Consider the following 19,874-nt stretch of genomic DNA (forward strand, 5'->3'; position numbering starts at 1 on the left):
TGTAAAAAATCAGAGTATCCGATCATTTGGATACTCTGGTGTTTCCTCTGTACCTACTCACTCTTCTTTTAATCTTCTTCACCACTTCGCTTGGAGCAATAGAACCTCCTAGCAACATTAATATACTCGAACTCGATTTTTTAACAGCAAGAATTCAAGGGAAAACGGTTCCTAAATCACCCAAGTCCCAGCAATACCTGCAAGAACTCATAAACGAAGTGAAAGAAAAACATCTTGCTGAGGAATCCCATTGGTACCGGCTTTTGCGTTTTAAAAAAACGAGGTGGGGGAATTGGGAAAGTGAAGTCGATAACAAACGTTACTTCCTTAATGAAGAAGGAAAACATAATCCTGAAAAAGAATTGATCGCAACACTCCACAGTTTTTTTACTGAAGATCCTATTCCAGAAGGTTTACAGCACCCACAATGTTATTATCCAGAAAGGTACCATTGGCTGAAGAATAAGTTAAAGTTTGATCCAAACCGGTTAACAGAAGTTGCGTGTGAAAGGTTTGAAGCATGGAAAGACGCTTTAAATCCGGATTCTCTCTCCGTTGTTTTTTCTTCCTATTATATGCAAGCACCGGCGTCGATGTTTGGTCATACACTTCTCAAACTCAATAACAAGGTAAATGAAAACGCTGAGTTGTTAGATTATGGCGTGAACTATGCTGCCACTCCAGGAGAAATGGATCCATTTTCTTATGCGTATCGAGGGTTAACCGGTGGATACCCCGGTAGTTTTGCCATATTTCCCTATTATCTAAAAGTCAATGAATACAATGATACGGAAAGTCGCGACCTCTGGGAATACAAACTAAAGTTAAAACCAGAGGAAAGGGAAAGGTTTTTGCGTCATCTTTGGGAGATGGGTCGGGCTGATTTTGATTACTTTTTTATCAATGAAAACTGCTCTTATCATTTGATGGAGATATTAGAAGTTGCGATGCCCGAATTAGATATTAGTAAAAAAACAGGTTGGATTGTCGCACCTGGAGACACCATCAAACTTTATTTAGCTGAAGATGGACTTGTGATTTCTCGAAAGTATCGTCCCTCCCTCTATTCAAAAATAAAGTACAAGATTTTTGATATGACAGAGGAAGAAAGAGATACCTATTGGGAGATGATTCGTTTTGAAAAAGCTTTTCTGCCAGAACCAAAAGAGAATTTCCGTATGGCTCTTGTGACCGATGCTGTTTTAGATACATATCGATATCGTTATGCAAGTAAAAGTTCGATTCCCAAACAACATAAAGAGTATTATGATAAGTTATTAATCTTTCGAAGTAAACAAAATGATGAATACATTCCCAATGAACAAATTCCTTTGTCGACTCCCCCTGAAGCCTCACATCCAGTAAGTCGAGTTGCCACTTCCTTTGGTACTTCTTCTCTCGGGAATTTTGCCGAGTTCCAATATAGGATTGCCTATCATGATTTATTGAATGTGAGTAAGGGGCATGCACCGAATTCTGAGTTGGCTTTTTTTGATACCACAGTGCGGACCTACGAGAATAAAAAACCAGAGCTGACTTCCATGAGTGCAGTAAAAGTTACATCCTTAAACCCTTATAATTCTATTTCAAAAGATTTCTCTTATTTTTTTGACACAGGAATCCAAACGGCCGTTTATCGAAACAATGATGAAACCTTACGAAAACAAGTTGGTAACTTTGATTTACGTTTTGGGTATTCATTTTCAAATGAATTTGGGAAAACTCCCATGAGTATGGGTGTGTTGAGCGTTCTTGCCGGTGTGAAAGTTCAAAATGGAAGGATGTTTGAAAATAACATTCGTTACGGAGCCAATTTCAGTTTACTCTACCAACAAGAATGGGGCGCATGGAAAATTTATACCGGTGCAACGGCTCAAAATTATCAATTAAGCCATAATTTGAATACTTATTATGCTACATTCAAAATTAGATATGCATTTTCAAATACTCACGAATTACGATTGGAAGTTAATGGAGAAAGATTTTATGAAGAAGCACTTTTATCTTATCATTATTTGTTTTAGTTTCTTTTTTATTAATTGTTCGATGTTGTACTATCATCCAACAAAAGATACATATTTTACACCGAAACAAATGGGATTTTCTTATACGCCAACTTTCCTTACGACAAAGGATGGGGTGAAGTTAAATGTTTGGAGAATTTATTCTAAAAAGTTTGAAACACCGAAAGCAGTCATATTACAATTTCATGGTAACGGCCAAAATATGAGTGCTCATTTTTTATCTCTAGTTTGGTTAGTGAATCATGGTTATGAACTGATCGTATTTGATTATAGAGGTTATGGAGATTCGGAAGGCGAACCAGATCCAGAGGATATAATAGAAGATAGTAAACTTGTTTTAGACTTTGCTTTGCAAGGAGCTAGAGAAAAAGGCACAAAGTTAATTGTATATGGTCAGAGTTTGGGTGGAGCTGTCGCTATGCGGGCTGTTTCTGATTGGAAGGATAAAAACGAAGTTGTATTATTCTGTATTGATGGTTCCTTTCCTTCATACAGAGAAGTTGCCAAACAAACAATGAACCATGTGCTCTTTCCTCCGGTAGGGAATCTATTTGCTTGGCTTTTCCATGATCAAACGAGCCCTCGTGATTCGATTGCCGGTCTTTCTCCAATACCACTTCTCATCATTCACGGAACGGAGGACAATGTTGTTTTTTTTGAAAATGGAAAACAAATTTTTGGGTTGGCTGGAGAACCAAAGGTCTTTTGGGAAATTCGCGGAGGTGGGCATGTGGACTGGATGAATCTCGGTCAGTCCAAGTTTGCAAAAGATTTTTTGGTTTTACTCAACAGGCATTTGTACTGAAGTAAACGGATGTTCCACGAAGATAGGAGTAGAAAGTATTTCAGTTAGAGTCGCTTTTTTATCGATTTCTCGAAAGGTTAACTCACTCTTTCCTATTTTTGATTCACTAAATATTTTAAGTTCGAAGTATTTTTCCTCTCCTCTTTTGATTTGGAATACTTTGGTGGCATCTTCTTTTCCAACAACATCCAATCTGTATGTACCTTCTTGTAATCTAAGATAACCTAGTGATCCATTCTCTAATTCAATTTTGTAAAGAGGGGTAGGTTGAATCTGAGAGGAAAATTTATCTGGATAACGAGATAATAGGCATTCATAGTTCCAAAGGGCAAGAGATGGGTGTTCTGGTCGGATCAAATAAAAAAGTCCAGAATCATTTTCCTTTGATTCTAACTTCACAAAAGCTTTTTTCTCAGCACATTGCATTGTGAATCCAAATTGGATGAGAAAGAAAATGAAAATAACAAAAGAAGAAAGATTGTATTTAGAGTTCATGGGTTTCCAGCCGATTCGGATCCAAACCGTTTCTGATTTCTATAATGTGCAATATACGTGATGAGAACAAGGGCACCCACAGGAGCAGAAAAATAAATATGGACTTGGATGAGTCCCGCAATCATTCCTAAAATTCCACCTAAGAACTGTATTACGACAAGGTTCCCGCCGGTATTGTCCAAGATCATTTTTTCCAAATCGTCAGTATCTAATGCCATCACTCGTTCTTCCACAAGAGCTGTTACATTGATATTGTGTACAAATTTTTCAATATTGGTTTTGAGATAAACCTTCCCTTCTTCGCTGTACATAAATTCAAGAAGGCGTTTTTTGACCCAATCCACAGCACGAAAGAAGTTCTTTTCAATCTCTTCCCAGTTATTGGGATCATCTAAGTAAGACTGCAATCGTTCAATGCCGGAAGGTAGGAGATTTTGTCTGGCATAGTCGCCACTGGCTTCTAACCAATTAGAAATTTTTCCTGTAATGAACTCTTGTGTTTCTTTGGAGTTCAATCGTTCTTGGAGACCAGCCATCATTTCATCCATCATCTTCATAAACTGATCAGATGTTTCTGGATCTTTTACAAATCGTTCCAAAAGTTCGCGAATGGCTTCTTCGTTAAAAGAAAAAATCTTTTTCACTCCAATCCCAATTTTACCAAGCGTACTTCTTGTTTTTAAATACTCTTCTAATCCTTCGTTGAGAAGGTTTGCGAGTTTTGGCATCTCTTCTAAAAGAACCACGCGGAGTTGTTTTCCTAAATCTTCGCGATTGGCTTCTTCTGTTAGATAGTATGTTAGGCGGTCTTTTGCGTAGTCCCAAAGTTTTTGAATTTCTTCTGGACGTTCCGCCATTTTTTTCATGGTTTCTTCAGAAAAATCAAAGATTACTTCTAAAATCTCAGGCCCTCTTTCTTTTAACATGGAAATGATTTTTGTCACAAGCACCGTCCGAATTTCGACGTTGTGAATGGCTTCATCAATTTCTTTGACTATCTTTTGGATTCCCGTTTCTACTAGGTTACGTTCATAGATATAGGATAAAATGATATCAGGGTGGAGTAAATTACTTTGGATACTTTCTCCGAGTGACTTTGCAATTTTGGATTTGTTTTTGGGAACAAGACCCGACCAACCGAGCACCTTACCATATTTAGGTTGGAATAACATTTTGATTGCAAGGAAATTTGTGAAATAACCCACAACCCCTGCCATCAAAATTACAAAGACTGCGTTGATCCAAACATTGCCCTCATAGTATACTTGAAATCCTCCAACGATAATCGAAAAAATTACAAGTAATCTACGATACCAGGCATCTAATTTTGCAACATCCATCCGATTCTATTCCTCTTCTAGTTTTAAGTATTTACCACTTAACCTTCGTAAGAAGCCTCGTGGGATGAGTTCAGAAATGGTCACCGCTCCTTGATTGAACGAACCCGTGATGCAGACGGCTTCGTTGTGACGAAGAGCACTGAGTGATTCTTCTACCACTACATCCGCATCTTGCCACATAAAAGAAGGGTATTTGGATTTATTAATTCCTGCTCTTTGGTGGAAGTCGGAATGAGTGAGTCCTGGGCAAAGTGCCTGAACATAAATTCCGTGAAGTTTTGCTTCCTCATGGATGGATTCTGTAAAAGATTTTACAAATGCTTTGGTTGCAGCGTAAATGGCGCTACCTGGTGCAGGCAGATAACCAGCGATAGACGCCACATTAATCAAATAACCTTTTTTATTCTTTTTGAATCGGTTTAGGGCAGCGTGACTTAAGTGAACTAAAGTTTTTACATTCAGATTCACCTCATCTAGTTCTTTATCCAGTGGTAAAGCGGCAAACTCACCCACAGTCCCAAACCCGGCGTTGTTAACTACTAGTTCCGCATCTTTATCTTTTGATATGATTTCAGCGAGTTCTTCTACATCTTTCTTTTTGGTAAGATCGAGTGCGAAGTATTTTAAAATACCTCGCGATTTAGGTTCTAATTCTAAAATTACTTTTTTTAAATCGGATTCCGTGCGGGAAATTAGAAAGACGTTATAGTCTTTCGCGAGTGTTCGAACAAATTCTTTTCCAATTCCTTGGGATGCGCCAGTGACATATGCATTTTTCATTCGATGGGATTCCTTTTCATCAGAACGGCTGTGGATCCGTCCGGATAGTATTTTTTACGTCTCTCTAATTCTATAAAACCAACGGACTCGTAGAGTTTGATGGCTGCTTCATTAGATTCCTTCACTTCCAGGAAAAATTCTTTTTTGGGAAATTCTTGGAAGAGGGCCAATAGAAGTTGTTTAGCCAACCCTAACTTTCGATAGTTGGGAAGTGTTGCAATCCGAAAGATTTCAATTTCCCAAGGTGTTTCGCAAACAAGAGCATAACACTCCGTATCTGGATTTCCCAAACCGAAAGCCACATGGAATTCCAAATGGGTTTGGATCATCTTTTCTGTCCATTCCTCACCGGGAAAACAAAGGGATTCCCATTGGAGGAGGAGGGATAGATCCGATTCACCCAACCTTCGAAAACTATGAGACATAATCACATTTTTTTCTTTTCATCCAAAAGAAAGAAACTAAAATCGAACTGATGGGTACAAAAAACAGCAGGTTTTCTTTGGTTTCACTGCCACTGGGCATCCTACTCGTAGTGCTCGGCCTTAGTTTTACAGGCTGTGAATATCTAAAGTCACTTACCGAATCCAGATACCGTAAACGGATTGGGGGAGAACCTGTTTCCGAAAAAGACATCGTCAATTGGAAAGAGAAGTTAGCCTTAGAAGAGGCGGAAATTGAAGAGATGGACAAACGGATTCGTAAAATGGTCCAGAAGTCCAACCAGTCTGCTGCGCTTTCCTGGAAGATTGCAAGGGCCTATATGCGCGCAGGTTCTGCGGAACTAGGATCTCGTTATTATGAAGAAGCCATCGGCGAATCCATACCAAACGCAAAACAAGGTGGGTTTGAAATCCATTCTTATGAATCTGCCTTACCCTATTTTGAAAAAGCCATCCAATCTGGAAAGTTGGACAAACAGTTGTTATATGAGACGGCAGTGGCATATTCCAATGCATCCAAAGATATGGGTTGGGAATCCGTAAGGCGTAATCGTGCCATTGGCTTATTCAAACAGCTTTCTAAATTAGACAAAGAAGATTCTCGTTTTCCTTTCCAGTTGGCACTTGTCTACTTTGATTCTTCTTTGAAGGATGAAGCTTGGAACGGAAAAACTTCCAATGGTTATGATGAAGTGGAAACGGCATTTTCTCTTCTAGATCAAATCCTTCGCAAAGAACCATACAATGTCCCCACACGATTTGCTAAGGCCAATTTTTTATACCAAGTTGGAAAATCCAATTTAGCATTTGATGAATACACTCGTATCAAATCGGTTTTGGAAGAGATGAAGGAAAAGGGAAATATCCGAGAACCTTTGGAAGAAAATTCATCCTATCGTAATGTCATCAAAAACTTAAACCAATTAGGGGCCCAAAACAAATCCAATTGACCTCTTAAGTTGTGGTCGTTTCGATTTTAGGGCATCCCCGGATTTCCTCTTTCCTTCGCAAAACAAGAATTTGGTGTAATTATTCTCAGTTTTCTGAACTTTACCAGGTTTTGCCGAGTTACTTCGAAGAAGAATTTTGGAACCAATGTTGGGAAGAGTGCAGGCTATGGGAAATGGAGAAAGATCCCCATTGGCAACTTTTGCATATTTATGACAAAGGTTACCCCAAGAATTTAAAAGAAATTTATGATCCGCCCCTTGTGATTGCCTGTTTGGGGAATCTCCAGTTATTAGAATCTTCGATGGTGGCGATTGTCGGAACAAGAAAGTCTTCCCCTGTCTCGTTATCGGCCACGAAAGGACTGGTTCGGTTGTTGTCGGTAAACAAAGATTTGGCGGTAGTTTCTGGTATGGCGCTTGGGATTGATCGACAGGCCTTTCTTTCTGCTTTGGACTTGGGTCTTCCTGTGGTGGGGGTTCTCGGAACCACTCTCGGAATGGAATACCCGCCGGGAAATCGGGATTTATACAAAAGGATCAAAGAAGATCCAAACCAACTCCTTATCACGGAATTTTTATTAAAAACAGAACCTGCCAAATGGACTTTTCCGAAACGCAATCGTGTGATCTCCGGTCTTTCGGACAGAGTGTACATTATGGAATCCGGTCGAAAGTCAGGGACCATTTCTACAGCATACAGTGCTATGGAACAAAACCGCGAGATTTATGTTTTTGATCATCCCAAACAATTTGATAATGAAGGAGGACGTTTGCTCTTACGACAGGGTGCACAAAATTTATTTTATGAAACTAAGAGTGTAAAAGAGGAAGTGAATTCTAGTGAGATGAGTTATGAAGAATGGAAAGAAAAACGAACCATCTCTTCGGGAATCGAAAGAGATGGTGGATGGGATCTAAACTTTACCCTTTGAAAACAAATCCCGCGACAGTTGCCAGGACGTAAATAAAAAGTAAAAATACACCAAACGGTCGTTTGATTTTATCTTTGGAGAAAACAATTCCTAAACGGAATAAAACGAGGACAATTAGCATCGATGGAAAGTAGAAAGTAAAAAAACTAACCGGAGCTTCGAGTCCATTTTTCGTAACAGCTGCCGCAGCCCCCGATACAAAAAGAACATTCAAAATATCCGCTCCAATGATATTTCCCACAGCGAGTTCCGAATGTCCCCGTCTAGAGGCTTGGATGGCTGTCACTAGTTCCGGAAGCGAAGTTCCGAAAGCAACGAGAGTGGCACCAATGATGGACTCAGGAATAGAGAGTCGAACGGCTGTTTCTTGGACCGAAGGAATCAAAACCTTTGAGGAAAGGATGACAAAAGCGATGGCAGCAGATAATTTTAAGGCTACGATCCAAAATGGTGATTCATCGTATTCGGTTGTCGCATCGATTCCTGCTTCTACTTCGCCCGGTTTGGATCTGGACCAACGGATACTTAGATAAATGTAAAAAGCTAGAAGCAGTAAAAATACAAATCCAGTACCTTGGTCGATTCGTCCGCCGGTAGAGAAAACGGATGTTAGGTTTGCCCAGGGAAGGGCTGCAAAAACAAGTAAAAATCCAGAAAGGACTTGGATCCAACCTTGACGGTTCACAAGTCGTTTGTCGATGTCAGGTGGGGAAATCAGGATGGCAATTCCTAAAATTAGGCCTGTGTCACAGATAATGGAGCCGACCGCATTCCCAAGGGCAATTCCCGGGTTTCCTTCTAAGGCTGCAAGAACCGATACGGAAACTTCGGGAAGGGTTGTGCCTAGACTCACAATGGTGGCACCAACGATCATCTTGGGAACTCCCCATCTTGTGGAAAGGGAAACTGCCTCGTCTACGAGCACGTCAGCGGCTTTGCCCAAAACAAGGATGGAGCCAATGATCACGAGTAAAAGAACTGGCAAGGGAAGGGTTTGAAAAGTTGCAGTAAGAAATGCATCCATGGATAAAGGTCAGAATATGGAAAACTTCATCCGACTGCGACTCTTTCTTTGGGTAGGGACCCTCGGATTTTTTTCTCCGGTACTCGGAGAACCACGATTGCCAAAAGAACCAAACCTTCCGAACGTTCCCATGGAAGAATCCAAAGAGCCTCGGAATGCTCGCGGGGACAAAGAGTCCTCGGAGCCAAAGGTGATCAATTTAACTTTGTGTGATGGTCGAACGGTTCGAGGGGAATCATCTAGCGGCAGTCAGTCGATGGCTTTTGAACATTCCAAAGACGGAATCCTTTATAAAAAAAAGTTAAACGTAAATGAACTGGATTCGGTGCGAATTGACTCTTGGGAATTAAAACAAAAACGAGAAGAAAAAAAAGGGATCACCTTTGAAGTGGTTCCTAAAAAAATCCGAATTCGTACTCGTAATGGAGAAGTGTTTTATAAGGACACAGGTGTTTCCGACTTAAAACTTCTCAACTTAGAAGTGAAAAACAACAATGGGGAAACCACTCTCTTTTCCTATTGGGTGGATTTGAAATACCCAGATGGAAAATGGTATTCTGGTCTTCCGGTTTTAAAAAATGACCAAGGAACTAGAGAGGACTGTTTGAAAGATGTGGTAAGAATGATTGAATGGGAGTGATCCTCATCCAAACCAATCATTGAGATTTTGAGAAACGAAGATGACTCGGTCAGACTTCGTTCTAGCTAACACCAACTCCAGGCTTTCGTTTCGTTGGCCTGAAATTGGGTTTCGTTTTTTTATTCCGATACACAATCGATAAAGTAAGTGACATGACCTGATTCTGATTTTTCTTCCACAAGGCCGTGGATGTCTGTTTCAAAACCAGGAAACTTTGCGTTAAATTCACGTGCAAACTGTAAGTAACGAATGATGGTCATGTTGAACTTCTCTCCGGGGATAAGGAGTGGAATGCCTGGAGGATACGGCGTTAACAACACAGAAGTAATCCTTCCTTCCAACTCATCAATCGGAACTCTTTCGATGTCACGATGTGCCATTTTGGAAAAAGCTTCCGAAGGTTTCATCGCAGGGATCATTGGGCTAAGATACATCTCCGTTGTTAGGTGAGAGATATTATTGGCCCGATATACCTCATGCATGGACTGGCATAAATCCCGTAACCCAATACGATCATACTTGGGATATGTGACAGCAAACTTTGGCATCACACGCCAGAGTGGTTGGTTCGAATCATAATCATCTTTGAACTGTTGTAATTCGGTGACCATGGTATTCCATCGGCCTTTGGTAATCCCGATAGTAAACATGATAAAGAAACTATAAAGTCCTGTTTTTTCTACGATGATCCCATGTTCTGCTAAGTATTTGGTGAGGATGAGGGCAGGGATTCCCCAGTCAGCAAATTCTCCTTCCACACTCATACCGGGAGTGATGACAGTGGCTTTGATGGGATCCAACATATTGAATCCTTCTGCGATGTCCCCAAACCCATGCCAACGGTCATTGGCTTTCAGAATCCATTCGTCTCTTTCGCCGGCTCCTTCTTCGATAAGAGCTTCCGGGCCCCAAACACTAAACCACCAATCTTCTTCGAGTTCCAAATCTACTTTGCGCATAGCGCGTCGGAAATCGAGAGCTTCTTCAATGGACTCTTCCACAAGGGCATTCCCGCCGGGAGATTCCATCATGGCCGCTGCCACATCACAAGAAGCGATGATGGCATACTGAGGACTCGTACTTGTATGCATTAAAAAAGCTTCATTGAAAAGGTTTCTGTCTAAGGTTTCTTTTTCACTGTTTTGCACAAGGATCTGGCTTGCTTGCGAGAGACCTGCTAGAAGTTTGTGAGTGGACTGAGTGGCAAAGATCATACTTTCTTTCGGACGAGGCCTGTCTGATCCAATGGCATGCATTCCCGTATAGAATCTATGAAAGGATGCATGTGGTAGCCAAGCTTCATCAAAGTGAAGAGTTGAGATTTTGCCATCTAACTCTGATTTGATGTCTTCCACATTGTAGAGAATTCCATCATATGTACTTTGTGTGATGGTAAGAATTCTAGGATTCCCTTTTACATGTTTTGCAAACGGGTGTTCTGCGATTTTTTTCTGAATGTTTTCCCATTTGAATTCTGATTTAGGAATGGGGCCAATGATTCCGAAATGGTTTCTTGTTGGCATAAGAAATACGGGAATGGCACCAGTCATGGTGATTGCATGTAAAATACTTTTGTGACAGTTACGATCGACGATCACAACGTCACCCGGTGCTACTGTACTATGCCAAACAATTTTGTTGGAAGTGGAAGTTCCATTCGTAACAAAATACAAACTATCACATTGAAAAATTCGGGCAGCATTTCTTTCACTGGCAGAAATCGGACCTGTATGGTCGAGAAGTTGGCCTAATTCATCCACCGCATTACAAACGTCAGCACGAAGCATGTTCTCTCCAAAAAATTGGTGGAACATTTGTCCTACAGGACTTTTTAAAAAGGCAACACCACCGGAGTGTCCTGGGCAGTGCCAGCTGTAACTTCCGTCATGTGCATATTGTGTTAAGGCGCGAAAAAATGGTGGAGGCAAACTATCTAAGTAGGATTTGACTTCTCTATGAATGGCACGAGCCATAAACTCAGGTGTGTCTTCAAACATATGAATGAAGCCGTGAAGTTCTTTTAAAATACTATTCGGAATATGACGACTGGTTCTAGTTTCCCCATAGAGAAACAGCGGTATGTCGGCGTTTCTATGTCGGACTTGGGTAACAAAGTCTTTTAATTGGCGGAGAGCATCGGGAACTTCGCCTACTGTTTCTGGCGTGAACTCTTCATCGTCAATGGAGAGAATGAATCCACAAGCCCGGCTCTGTTGTTGCACAAAACTTGTTAAATCTCCGTAACTGGTAACTCCCAGTACTTCGATTCCTTCACCTTCTAGTGCCTTTGCAATTGCTCGAATGCCAAGACCGCTGGCATTTTCGGAACGAAAATCTTCATCAATGATGATGATAGGAAATTGAACGATACCGTTTTGATACATCACACTCCATAGGAGGAGTGACCCGTAGGGAATCAAATAATTTTAGTATCTAAACTCGTTTTTTCGGAAGGTATTTATAATACTCCATCTCTACCGTGTTGATGAGGTAGGTGTAGTATTTAACTAGTTTTTTATCGAACTTCTTTTTGTTCATTTCCTCTCTGTAGTGGTCAGCGAGTTGGCCACGAAAGAGCGCTGATTTCATATCTGTACGGTTGATGAGGATGGTGTTCGGAAGATCCCGAATGGCGACATCATCAGGAATGAGAATGGTAGAAACGGATTGCAGAACAGCGTATTCTACAGTAGAAGCCACCTTATCGTCATCCTTTTCTTTCCCGAGAGTCATATTGTTTCGTTTGATATTGTCCAAATTTTCGTAAATCCGAGAACGTAAGGATTTGGGATCCAAAACTTTGTCGGTAATTTTATTGAATCGTTTGGGAAATACGAAGTTGTCTGCGGCTTTATAGATATGAGAAAGTTTCTCTTCTTTTTTACTCGTTTCCGCTTCGTCTTCATATGAAGAAGAGGAAGAACCGGAATTGTAAGTGGGTTTGCCCCAATCTCCAATTCCAGAAAATTTCCCAGAGTTTTTGATGTCCTCTCTCATCTCTTCCGTGGATTTTTCGCGGAAGTAGATGGCGGCCATAAATCCGAGAACTACAGAAAAAGGGACACCAAAGAAGATTGGCATCGCCGAACGAAGGTAATAAGCACCGGTGATAAATATTAGAGTACTTACGACAAATGTCAAAATTCCGGGAACGGCGTTGAATCGGGAACGGATTTCATTGGAACGTTCTTTTTCCAATTCTTCCACTTCCATATTTTTGACATCGGCATTCAGTTTGGCAATGAGCTCGGGTTTCAGTTTGTTATTGAGTTCCGGATGTTTGGGATTGGAAAGTTTGTGGTTGATGATTTTGGCATAACCCAACTGTTTTTTGTATTCTGGGTTGGTTCTTCCCTCAAACGCTAGTTTGTGGATGACCGCTGCCATATAACCATGATCCACAACGTAATAAACAGATCTTCCATCGGGAAGTTTTTCTTCGTAATAGGAATGGTCCGAGAAAACATCGTCTTTCAAACGTTTGATGTATTCGTTGGCTTTTTCTTCCGAAGTGATGCCGGCCTTTGCCACTTCTTCTTCAAAATCAATTCTTAGGAGTGTGTTGTGGTTTTTAGTATGTTCCGGAATTTTACTAATTACCGCATTCTTGACGGTTCCGTAAATACTATCATCCTTACGAGTGAGAACCGATCCTTTTTCTTCCGAAAGTCTTTTTAGAATTTTTACACTCAGTTCAACTGTTTCTTTGATCGATAAAGCTCGGTTCCCTTTTTCTGTAGGATAAGGAAAGTTTTCGATGACAGCTAAAAACTTTTTCACCTCTTCTTCAGGATTCATTTTGGATTCTAAAGATGGAAACTTTGGTGTGGATATATAATCACTAAAGGATGATAAGAAGGATTCATACTTTGCGTCTTTCGCAAGTTTTGTGAGTTGGTCTTTTGTAAATTGTTCCAACCCATTCATATGAGCCAGGATTTGGTTCACAACTTCTGGCAATCGTTTGAAACTTCCATCGGGTAAGATGTTTAGTTCATCAATGACAATATGATAATCAGTGAGAACAGAAAGTGCTAGGTTTTGTTCTCTTGCAAAGAGAGTGAAGTCTTCGAGAAAATCCGGCATGGGGATATAAGGCAAATTTCCAAATCCCTTTCTCACAAGAGAAGAGATCTCGGCTTCCAAAGATCCAAGTTTTGGATACAACCAAGTGTTTCCCTCTTTGTTTTTTTGTAAGAGCAAAGACCCTGGGTTATCTTCGTCCCAGTTCCTTCCTTTTTTAGCGCGGTTGTCTAAAAGGACTTTGATGAGGTCTTGTGAAAATCGAAAACAAGCCTGCCTATAAGGTTGGGTGTCCGTTTTATTCTCGTTTTGCGGTGCAATCAGTGCAATTTTAGATGAGATTTTGCTACCCGTACGAATGAGGTAAGGATAAGCATAGGCCGCGCGGTTTTGGCCTCTATGGTCAATGTCTAAAATTTGGCGGAGTGCATGGTGGATGGAATTCTCTGAACGACCTTGGGCACCTAAGTTTGTGTACTTACCCAGGGCTTCGGGAAGTTTGTCCACAGTCATAAGGTAAGATGCGTGTTTTTCTTTGCTGCCGTGTTTCTCTACACGTTTGTGCCAGTCTTTAAGTTCATCTAAAATGCAACGTGCGGTGGGCGTTAGGCTTCCCACGGAATCAGACAAAAATATATAGGACTGAGCAGAGGGTCTATCGGATGAACTTTCCTCTTTGGATGAGGGGTTCTCTACGACTGTGTCTGATAGATCAATGCTGTCTTCGCTCATTTGGATTTCGCCTGGTGAGTTGCCACAATCTCTGCTAGGATATGGGCTCCCCTGGCTAATTCTTCTTCCTTACGGCAATATGTCAAACGTATGCAATCTTGAGTGTGCGAAAAATCTGTGTTTAGTCCCGGAAAGAAATAATGTCCTGAAACAATAAAGAGCCGTTTATCTTTACAAAGGTGATAAAGTTTGTGATTGGATACAGATAGATTGGGGAAACGAATCCAAAGAAAAAATCCACCCATAGGATCGTGGATTTCATACTCTACACCTTGTTTTTGGAATTCCGATTCAAAGATAGAAATGGCAAGTTCTCTTTTTTTGTCATAAAACGGACGTAATACGTTTTTTGAAAGCTCAGGAAGAATGTTTTGACGAAAGAGAATCTCCATCATATACACACCGAGGTTCCCGACGGCAAGGTTTCCCACAGCAGAATAAGAAGACAGGGTTTCGATGGTATCGGGATTGGAAACGATGATTCCCAAACGAACTCCCGGTAGGCCAATTTTGGAAAAACTAAAAGATAAAGTCCTACCATCTCGGTAAGTGATTGGATCTTCCGAACCAATTAAGTTGGGAAAAGGATTTCCGTAGGCCGAGTCAATGAGTAGGGGAAGAGATTTCTTTTTGGTTCTTGATTCGATCCAGTCTAGATCGGTTAAAGATAAAACATTCCCTGTTGGGTTTGTGGGCCTGGAGAGGGCAACACAGCCCACATCCGATAAATCAAAATCAGTTTTGTTTAATCCGTAGCGAAATCTATGGTTCCCTGTAGGAATCACTTCGGGTTGGGTTGCGAGAAAGGCATTGGCTTCTATGGACTGGTCCGCATAACCAATGTATTCTGGAACAATGGGGAGTAGGATTTTTTTAAAACTTCCATCTGTCATTTTGCCTGAATGAATATTGAGTAAATACGAATAGGCATTTTGGCTTCCATTCAAAAAAGCAATGTTGTCTTTAGTGAGTTTTGCATCCAAATGTGGTGATAAATATTCTGCGGCGAGGGTGCGGAAACGATCATTCCCAATAGGAGCTTGGTAGTCACCGAGAAGGGCGGCAAGACTTGGGTCTTTGGCAAGGGAAAGAAAACATTCCGCAAAGATCTCTTCTACTTCTGGAATATGAGCCGGATTTCCTCCCCCGAATAGGACTTCGTCGGGGTGGCCCGTCACTTTCCCAAGATCTTCCATAAGGGAGCGGATGCCTTGGTTTTGGCGGAGGCGAGTGGCCCAAACTGAGGTGAGAGAATCCGTCATGGGGGCCATATTCACGAGACTTTCTCCTTCCAGAACCCTTTTTCCAAGGGAATTCCAAAATTATGTTCGCATTTCGAAAAATGAAGTGACATAATTCGGAAACGGGGTATTTAAGTGACATAATATAGAGGAGTGCTGTTGGATGAGCACCGAAACAATACAAAGACCTATTCGAAAAGAAAAAGACATCGAATTTTTTAAACCCACCCTTTCTCGGGAAGACCTGAAAGGTGTTTTGGAATGTCTTGTGGACGAACATCTTTCTACCGGTGAAATCGTAGAAAGATTTGAAAAAACGTTTTGTCACACATTTAAAATCAAATATGCTATCTCTTCTAATTCCCTTACTTCGGCATATCACTTAGCATTGCTTGCGTTAGGCGTCAAAGCGGGAGACTCGGTTTTACTTTCGAGTTACGCTCCTATCTCTGCCTTGGATGCCATTTTTCTTTTGCAAGCAAAACCAGTGCTTGTAGATTTAAAACGAAATTCCTTCCATCCATGTCCTGAAGAATTCCTTCGTAAAAAAAATGAATCGGGAGCTCGTTTCGCTCTTTTTGATCATAGTTTTGGATCACTGATTCGTTTGAGTGATTATTCCATCGAAGGATTGGAAGTTTTAGAAGACTTTACCGAAGCCATTGGTGCGACTTCTGAAACCATCGCTGTGGGAAAACAATCTAAAATTGCGATTTGTGGTCTCAGTGCGGAAAACATCATCACCACTGGTAACGGTGCGATGATCATCACTTCCGAACTATCTATTTCCACCGCAGTGAAATCATATAAATCGGGCCCTTCCGCCAAACGTAACTTTGGTGAACCAAAGTATGATTACAATTTGGTAGATTACCAAGCGGCCCTTGGGATTGAACAACTTTCCAAACTCGGTGTGATCTTAGAACGTAAGAAAAAAATTGCTTCTGCTTATTTACAAGCAGTGCAAAATTCTAGATTGGAAACTTACTTCCAAAACCCAAGTGAAGATACCTTCCAAAGATTTCCAATCGTTGTCTCAGGACAAAACTACGAAGAGATCCAAAGATATTTTAAATCCATTCATATTGGAACACAAAGGACTGTGGATGAACCACTCCATCGTGTATTGGAAGTGAATCCTTTGGAATTTCCCAATGCAGAACGCCTATACCAAAGAGGTCATTGTATTCCGATTTATCCAAACTTAACAAAAGACAACGTACAACGGATTGCTACGGCCATCCGACGAATCTATTGATTGGCACGGACTCTCTACTATCTAGACTCACTTTTTGAGTATAGATTACCTCAAACACCTCTGAATTTGGATTCCTCCCTCAAACGGAGGAATCGTTGTTTGGAGAAGATGTTCTTTCCGATTTCTCGTGAAGAAGACTTTGTCCTTGTAGAAGAATTACCAAGCGATGAACTATTTGCTCACTGGAAGGAAGCTGGTCTCACACCGGGTACCCCAATCTTAGATGGTGGACTTCTTAGAGAAGTGGATCTTGTTGAATGGGGATGTCGGAACGAATGGTATGAAGGCCGACTTGTCGAAGATCCTATTCGTATCGAAACCTCTCGTTATCTCAATTCCAAAATCACACAACTTGATTTTCGAAAACACCATTCCCCTTTGCCAGCCAAGGTAATTTCCTCCGAAGAACATCTGTTTGCTGAACTAGAAGAGACCAAACTTCCCATTGTACTCAAAAGTGAATTTGGTCTTGCTGGCAGAAATCATATTATCTTTAAATCGGCTTCTGATTCCTGGAAGATGTCGCAAGTGAATAAAAAACTTTTTGGGTTTCCCATCCTTGCTGAGTTTTGGGTAGGGGAGGAAAGGTTTTTTGATTTTTCTACTCTTTGGGATGTTCGGGATGGAGAATTCTTTTATCTCACTTCCACGGCCATGCTCATTGATAAGGAAGGAGTGTTTCGGGGGATTCGTATCGGAGGCTCGGAGCTTCCTTACTCCGCTACTTTTTTACCTCCAGTCATGGATCTCGTTCGTGATGTCAAAGGACTGATCCCTAAAGAATACTCAGGCCCCTGTGCTATTGATGGATTTTTGTATCGCGAAGAGGGCCGGGTTCAAATCCAGCCGGTGTCAGAGTTTAACTTTCGTTATTCGATTGGACGTATTTTATGGGAAGTTCGTAAAAAAAGAAATCCAAAACCAGGTGTGGTCACAGGAATTTTGATTTTGCCTTATCCCAAACAAGGTTCTCTAGAAGAGTGGTCTACCATCAAAAGATTGGAAAAGGAATTAGATATTCAGTTGGTTCTTTTAACACCCGTTAGAGACTTGATCGGCAAACCATACCAAAATACCGTGATGTATTTTGAAACCACGGAAGAGAAAGAACCTTCCGTGGTAGAATCCATTTGGTTATCCTGGATGGATTGAATTCATAAATCAGATTACTGTCTTAAACCCCATCTCTGTTGGAAATGAACTCATGTTTTCCATTGATCTCGAGAGTTGGATCGGATGGATTTCCTCGGCGTTTGATTTCCAAAATATCAGTATTGGTGAGTGGAAGTGTGGCCTCTAAACTCACAATGACTTTGTCTCCTTTTTCTGTCCAAGTACATAACATCTTCGCAGTTTCATAACCCATCTCACAAGTTCCATCATTATGAAGTTGGATTCTTGCTATATTGGATTTGGTTTTCCATTTTCCAATGGCCCAAGTATTTTTGGGAGGGATGAGAGCGGATCCGGCTTGGTCTGAGTTGAATACAACTTCCGCAATGGCTGTATTTTCGGAACTGGTTCCTTTATACACTTCTTGAATGGTTAAGGAAATTTCTTTGGCCCGAAGTTCGGATTTGAATTCTATCTTTTGGAGGGAGAGATTATCTTTTAAAGTGACGATTTCTTCATTTCCTTCTTCTGTAGAAATTTTTAATTTTTTGATTCTATTGTTTGCCGCCCAAAGTTTAGGATCACCAAATCCATTGTAGATGGAAAAGGAACGAAAACTAATTGGTGATTTGTATTTAATTTGTAAGGATTCACCGATCCCTTCCCCTTCCGCACCTTCCACCCAACTGGTTTTGAGTTTTCCATCCATGGCAAAGATGGGGGTGAATCGTTTTGATTTTGGTTGCAGTTGACTTGTGGAAGTGATACTCGGAGGATTGAGTGATTCTGCAAAGATTGGCAGACAGATGACGGCTATGAGTAAATAAGTTTTAGAATTGGAAGAGTTCATACGTTAGAATCATAGGAATATAAAATTTAGAGCAAGTAGGAAATAAATTTAATGAAGGAACCTTGGGACTATTATACTGTGTATGTTACTTTTTCCTCCGAAGAAGAGGCCAAACAAATCGCAAAAGAAGTGATTACCGAACGATTGGCGGCTTGTGCCAACATCATAAACGGAATGGAATCCATTTATATTTGGAAAGATGTAATGGAGGAGTCAAAGGAAACTGTTTGTTTATTCAAAACAACAAAAGATAAGTCGGAAACTTTAATGCAGAGAATCAAAGAATTACATTCTTATGAAACTCCCTGCATTGTTCTGTGGCCTATTGTTTCCGGAAATCCTGATTATTTGGATTGGGTTCGAAATTCTTTATAGAACTCTCTAATTCTTTCGAATAAAAATTCCAACCCTAATTCTTTACGCCAAGTGAGAAAGGCTTCTGGCATTTGTACGGAGGCAAACCATGGATAGGCAGGTGAGTCTTTTGGTTCGGCAAGCATACCCATAAGGCTTGCTACAGTTAAATCCACTCTACCAAAAGAATTCCCATTAAAGAATTTTCTGCTTTTGTATATTTCTAAAAGTTCCTTGGAACCTTCATCTAAAGATTGTTTGACGACTTCTAAGTTTTTAGGAGTGATTTTGTATCTCCTTTTGAGGGAAAGGGCAATCAAATCATAATGTTCTGGAGGTGCTACTGTATCAGAGAGAGATACTGGATTTAATAAAAATAATTTTCCTACAAGTTCCGGGTAATCTAGAATGAAGTGATATAAAAAAGTTTGTAAACTTTTTCCAACTTGGATGTCCACTTTCTCTTCCATCAGTTTTTCTTCTGGAGTTGCTTTGTGGCCAAACGCTTTTTCTTCCACCAAATCCAAAATATTTCCCGATCCTTGGATGACTCCGGTGTCTGTCTCTAAAACAGGTACATAAAGATCGTTCACCAGTGGTTTTAGGGTTTTGATATGTTCTCCAGGAACTAATGGTTTTAATTCGTATGGATAGTTTGCAAGATCCAATCCCCACCTAGCTTTTTCGGAAAAATGTGAGATTGGGAAAGTATATAGGCTTGAACTCATTTGTTGAAGTTTAGGGACGAGAAATCATTCTGCAACCAAGTTTTTACCATGGAAAATAGATTGTCTTTTAAGTGTTCCTATCTCTAAAATGATTCCTGTTTTATGAGATTTGGTTTTTTTATCTTATTTCTACTTTGTCCTG

The 19,874-nt window shown here is 40.6% G+C and carries 18 protein-coding genes; 8 read left to right on the top strand and 10 right to left on the bottom strand.

The features are described from left to right. Positions 1–38: 38 nt before the first annotated feature. Together JWG41_RS08360 and JWG41_RS08365 are read left to right on the top strand one after the other, a co-directional pair. Complete coding sequence (locus JWG41_RS08360; RefSeq protein WP_205269465.1) at positions 39–2,024, top strand: Lnb N-terminal periplasmic domain-containing protein; 1,986 nt, start codon at positions 39–41, stop codon at positions 2,022–2,024. Then, complete coding sequence (locus JWG41_RS08365; RefSeq protein ID WP_232373865.1) at positions 1,987–2,829, top strand: alpha/beta hydrolase; 843 nt, start codon at positions 1,987–1,989, stop codon at positions 2,827–2,829. The genes JWG41_RS08360 and JWG41_RS08365 overlap by 38 nt, the downstream gene beginning before the upstream one ends. Here the strand turns inward: JWG41_RS08365 and JWG41_RS08370 are convergent. From JWG41_RS08370 to JWG41_RS08385, 4 genes are read right to left on the bottom strand one after another with little or no spacing between them, the layout of a single operon-like run. Further along, positions 2,806–3,324, bottom strand: a complete 519-nt coding sequence (locus JWG41_RS08370) for a hypothetical protein (protein ID WP_205269466.1) — start codon at positions 3,322–3,324, stop codon at positions 2,806–2,808. The two genes, JWG41_RS08365 and JWG41_RS08370, sit on opposite strands and share 24 nt — an antisense overlap. Further along, the gene (locus tag JWG41_RS08375; RefSeq protein WP_205269467.1) at positions 3,321–4,664 is read right to left on the bottom strand and encodes a DUF445 family protein; all 1,344 of its coding nucleotides are present in this window, start codon (positions 4,662–4,664) and stop codon (positions 3,321–3,323) included. The genes JWG41_RS08370 and JWG41_RS08375 overlap by 4 nt, the downstream gene beginning before the upstream one ends. A 6-nt stretch (positions 4,665–4,670) precedes the next feature. Further along, positions 4,671–5,444: an SDR family NAD(P)-dependent oxidoreductase gene (locus tag JWG41_RS08380; protein WP_205269468.1), complete on the bottom strand. Its 774-nt coding sequence runs from the start codon at positions 5,442–5,444 to the stop codon at positions 4,671–4,673. Beyond that, on the bottom strand, positions 5,441–5,869 hold the full coding sequence (locus tag JWG41_RS08385) for a GNAT family N-acetyltransferase (RefSeq protein ID WP_205269469.1): 429 nt from the start codon (positions 5,867–5,869) through the stop codon (positions 5,441–5,443). Before JWG41_RS08385 ends, JWG41_RS08380 begins: the two co-directional genes overlap by 4 nt. A 50-nt stretch (positions 5,870–5,919) precedes the next feature. Between JWG41_RS08385 and JWG41_RS08390 the strand changes: the two genes are divergently transcribed. Together JWG41_RS08390 and JWG41_RS08395 are read left to right on the top strand one after the other, a co-directional pair. Beyond that, positions 5,920–6,837: a tetratricopeptide repeat protein gene (locus tag JWG41_RS08390; RefSeq protein WP_205269470.1), complete on the top strand. Its 918-nt coding sequence runs from the start codon at positions 5,920–5,922 to the stop codon at positions 6,835–6,837. A gap of 11 nt (positions 6,838–6,848) precedes the next feature. Then, entirely contained in the window at positions 6,849–7,769 is a 921-nt protein-coding gene (locus tag JWG41_RS08395; RefSeq protein ID WP_205269471.1) for a DNA-processing protein DprA, read from the top strand. Here the strand turns inward: JWG41_RS08395 and JWG41_RS08400 are convergent. Next, positions 7,759–8,793, bottom strand: coding sequence for a sodium:calcium antiporter (locus JWG41_RS08400; RefSeq protein WP_205269472.1), 1,035 nt, complete (start codon positions 8,791–8,793; stop codon positions 7,759–7,761). The genes JWG41_RS08395 and JWG41_RS08400 overlap by 11 nt on opposite strands. On the opposite strand from JWG41_RS08400, the gene JWG41_RS08405 reads away from it, so the two are divergent. Next, the gene (locus JWG41_RS08405) at positions 8,792–9,433 is read left to right on the top strand and encodes a hypothetical protein (RefSeq protein ID WP_205269473.1); all 642 of its coding nucleotides are present in this window, start codon (positions 8,792–8,794) and stop codon (positions 9,431–9,433) included. The genes JWG41_RS08400 and JWG41_RS08405 overlap by 2 nt on opposite strands. A gap of 119 nt (positions 9,434–9,552) precedes the next feature. Here the strand turns inward: JWG41_RS08405 and JWG41_RS08410 are convergent, their stop codons facing one another. Genes JWG41_RS08410 through JWG41_RS08420 form a run of 3 tightly spaced genes read right to left on the bottom strand, consistent with a single transcriptional unit; the run spans position 9,553 to position 15,459 of the window. After that, positions 9,553–11,817 carry an arginine/lysine/ornithine decarboxylase gene (locus tag JWG41_RS08410; protein ID WP_205269474.1) on the bottom strand — a complete coding sequence of 755 codons (2,265 nt, stop codon included), beginning with the start codon at positions 11,815–11,817 and terminating at the stop codon, positions 9,553–9,555. A gap of 49 nt (positions 11,818–11,866) precedes the next feature. Then, a complete protein-coding gene (locus JWG41_RS08415) occupies positions 11,867–14,188 on the bottom strand; it encodes a hypothetical protein (RefSeq protein ID WP_205269475.1) in 2,322 nt (773 codons plus the stop codon). Then, positions 14,185–15,459: a valine--pyruvate transaminase gene (locus tag JWG41_RS08420; protein ID WP_205269476.1), complete on the bottom strand. Its 1,275-nt coding sequence runs from the start codon at positions 15,457–15,459 to the stop codon at positions 14,185–14,187. The genes JWG41_RS08415 and JWG41_RS08420 overlap by 4 nt, the downstream gene beginning before the upstream one ends. Before the next feature lie 133 nt (positions 15,460–15,592). Here JWG41_RS08420 and JWG41_RS08425 point away from each other — a divergent pair, with 133 nt between their 5' ends. Then, on the top strand, positions 15,593–16,687 hold the full coding sequence (locus JWG41_RS08425; RefSeq protein ID WP_205269477.1) for a DegT/DnrJ/EryC1/StrS family aminotransferase: 1,095 nt from the start codon (positions 15,593–15,595) through the stop codon (positions 16,685–16,687). Positions 16,688–16,795: 108 nt separating this feature from the next. After that, positions 16,796–17,839 (top strand): hypothetical protein, encoded by a 1,044-nt coding sequence (locus JWG41_RS08430; protein ID WP_205269478.1) that lies wholly within the window; start codon positions 16,796–16,798, stop codon positions 17,837–17,839. A gap of 22 nt (positions 17,840–17,861) precedes the next feature. Here the strand turns inward: JWG41_RS08430 and JWG41_RS08435 are convergent, their stop codons facing one another. Then, positions 17,862–18,650: an NADase-type glycan-binding domain-containing protein gene (locus tag JWG41_RS08435; RefSeq protein WP_205269479.1), complete on the bottom strand. Its 789-nt coding sequence runs from the start codon at positions 18,648–18,650 to the stop codon at positions 17,862–17,864. A 51-nt stretch (positions 18,651–18,701) separates the two neighbouring features. Here JWG41_RS08435 and cutA point away from each other — a divergent pair, with 51 nt between their 5' ends. Next, complete coding sequence (gene cutA / locus JWG41_RS08440; protein WP_205269480.1) at positions 18,702–19,025, top strand: divalent-cation tolerance protein CutA; 324 nt, start codon at positions 18,702–18,704, stop codon at positions 19,023–19,025. On the opposite strand, the gene JWG41_RS08445 is transcribed toward cutA, so the two are convergent. After that, positions 18,995–19,732 (bottom strand): glutathione S-transferase N-terminal domain-containing protein, encoded by a 738-nt coding sequence (locus JWG41_RS08445; protein WP_205269481.1) that lies wholly within the window; start codon positions 19,730–19,732, stop codon positions 18,995–18,997. The two genes, cutA and JWG41_RS08445, sit on opposite strands and share 31 nt — an antisense overlap. Between the last annotated feature and the right edge of the window lie 142 nt (positions 19,733–19,874).

Origin of the sequence: Leptospira chreensis (assembly GCF_016919165.1) — a bacterium.
Lineage (GTDB): Bacteria > Spirochaetota > Leptospiria > Leptospirales > Leptospiraceae > Leptospira_A > Leptospira_A chreensis.

Coding starts and splice junctions, on each gene's coding strand:
- JWG41_RS08365 (WP_232373865.1), top strand. CDS start 1,987: ATGAAGAAGCACTTTTATCTTATCATTATTTGTTTTAGTTTCTTTTTT.
- JWG41_RS08370 (WP_205269466.1), bottom strand. CDS start 3,324: ATGAACTCTAAATACAATCTTTCTTCTTTTGTTATTTTCATTTTCTTT.
- JWG41_RS08375 (WP_205269467.1), bottom strand. CDS start 4,664: ATGGATGTTGCAAAATTAGATGCCTGGTATCGTAGATTACTTGTAATT.
- JWG41_RS08380 (WP_205269468.1), bottom strand. CDS start 5,444: ATGAAAAATGCATATGTCACTGGCGCATCCCAAGGAATTGGAAAAGAA.
- JWG41_RS08385 (WP_205269469.1), bottom strand. CDS start 5,869: ATGTCTCATAGTTTTCGAAGGTTGGGTGAATCGGATCTATCCCTCCTC.
- JWG41_RS08390 (WP_205269470.1), top strand. CDS start 5,920: ATGGGTACAAAAAACAGCAGGTTTTCTTTGGTTTCACTGCCACTGGGC.
- JWG41_RS08405 (WP_205269473.1), top strand. CDS start 8,792: ATGGATAAAGGTCAGAATATGGAAAACTTCATCCGACTGCGACTCTTT.
- JWG41_RS08400 (WP_205269472.1), bottom strand. CDS start 8,793: ATGGATGCATTTCTTACTGCAACTTTTCAAACCCTTCCCTTGCCAGTT.
- JWG41_RS08410 (WP_205269474.1), bottom strand. CDS start 11,817: ATGTATCAAAACGGTATCGTTCAATTTCCTATCATCATCATTGATGAA.
- JWG41_RS08415 (WP_205269475.1), bottom strand. CDS start 14,188: ATGAGCGAAGACAGCATTGATCTATCAGACACAGTCGTAGAGAACCCC.
- JWG41_RS08420 (WP_205269476.1), bottom strand. CDS start 15,459: ATGGCCCCCATGACGGATTCTCTCACCTCAGTTTGGGCCACTCGCCTC.
- JWG41_RS08425 (WP_205269477.1), top strand. CDS start 15,593: ATGAGCACCGAAACAATACAAAGACCTATTCGAAAAGAAAAAGACATC.
- JWG41_RS08430 (WP_205269478.1), top strand. CDS start 16,796: ATGTTCTTTCCGATTTCTCGTGAAGAAGACTTTGTCCTTGTAGAAGAA.
- JWG41_RS08435 (WP_205269479.1), bottom strand. CDS start 18,650: ATGAACTCTTCCAATTCTAAAACTTATTTACTCATAGCCGTCATCTGT.
- cutA (WP_205269480.1), top strand. CDS start 18,702: ATGAAGGAACCTTGGGACTATTATACTGTGTATGTTACTTTTTCCTCC.
- JWG41_RS08445 (WP_205269481.1), bottom strand. CDS start 19,732: ATGAGTTCAAGCCTATATACTTTCCCAATCTCACATTTTTCCGAAAAA.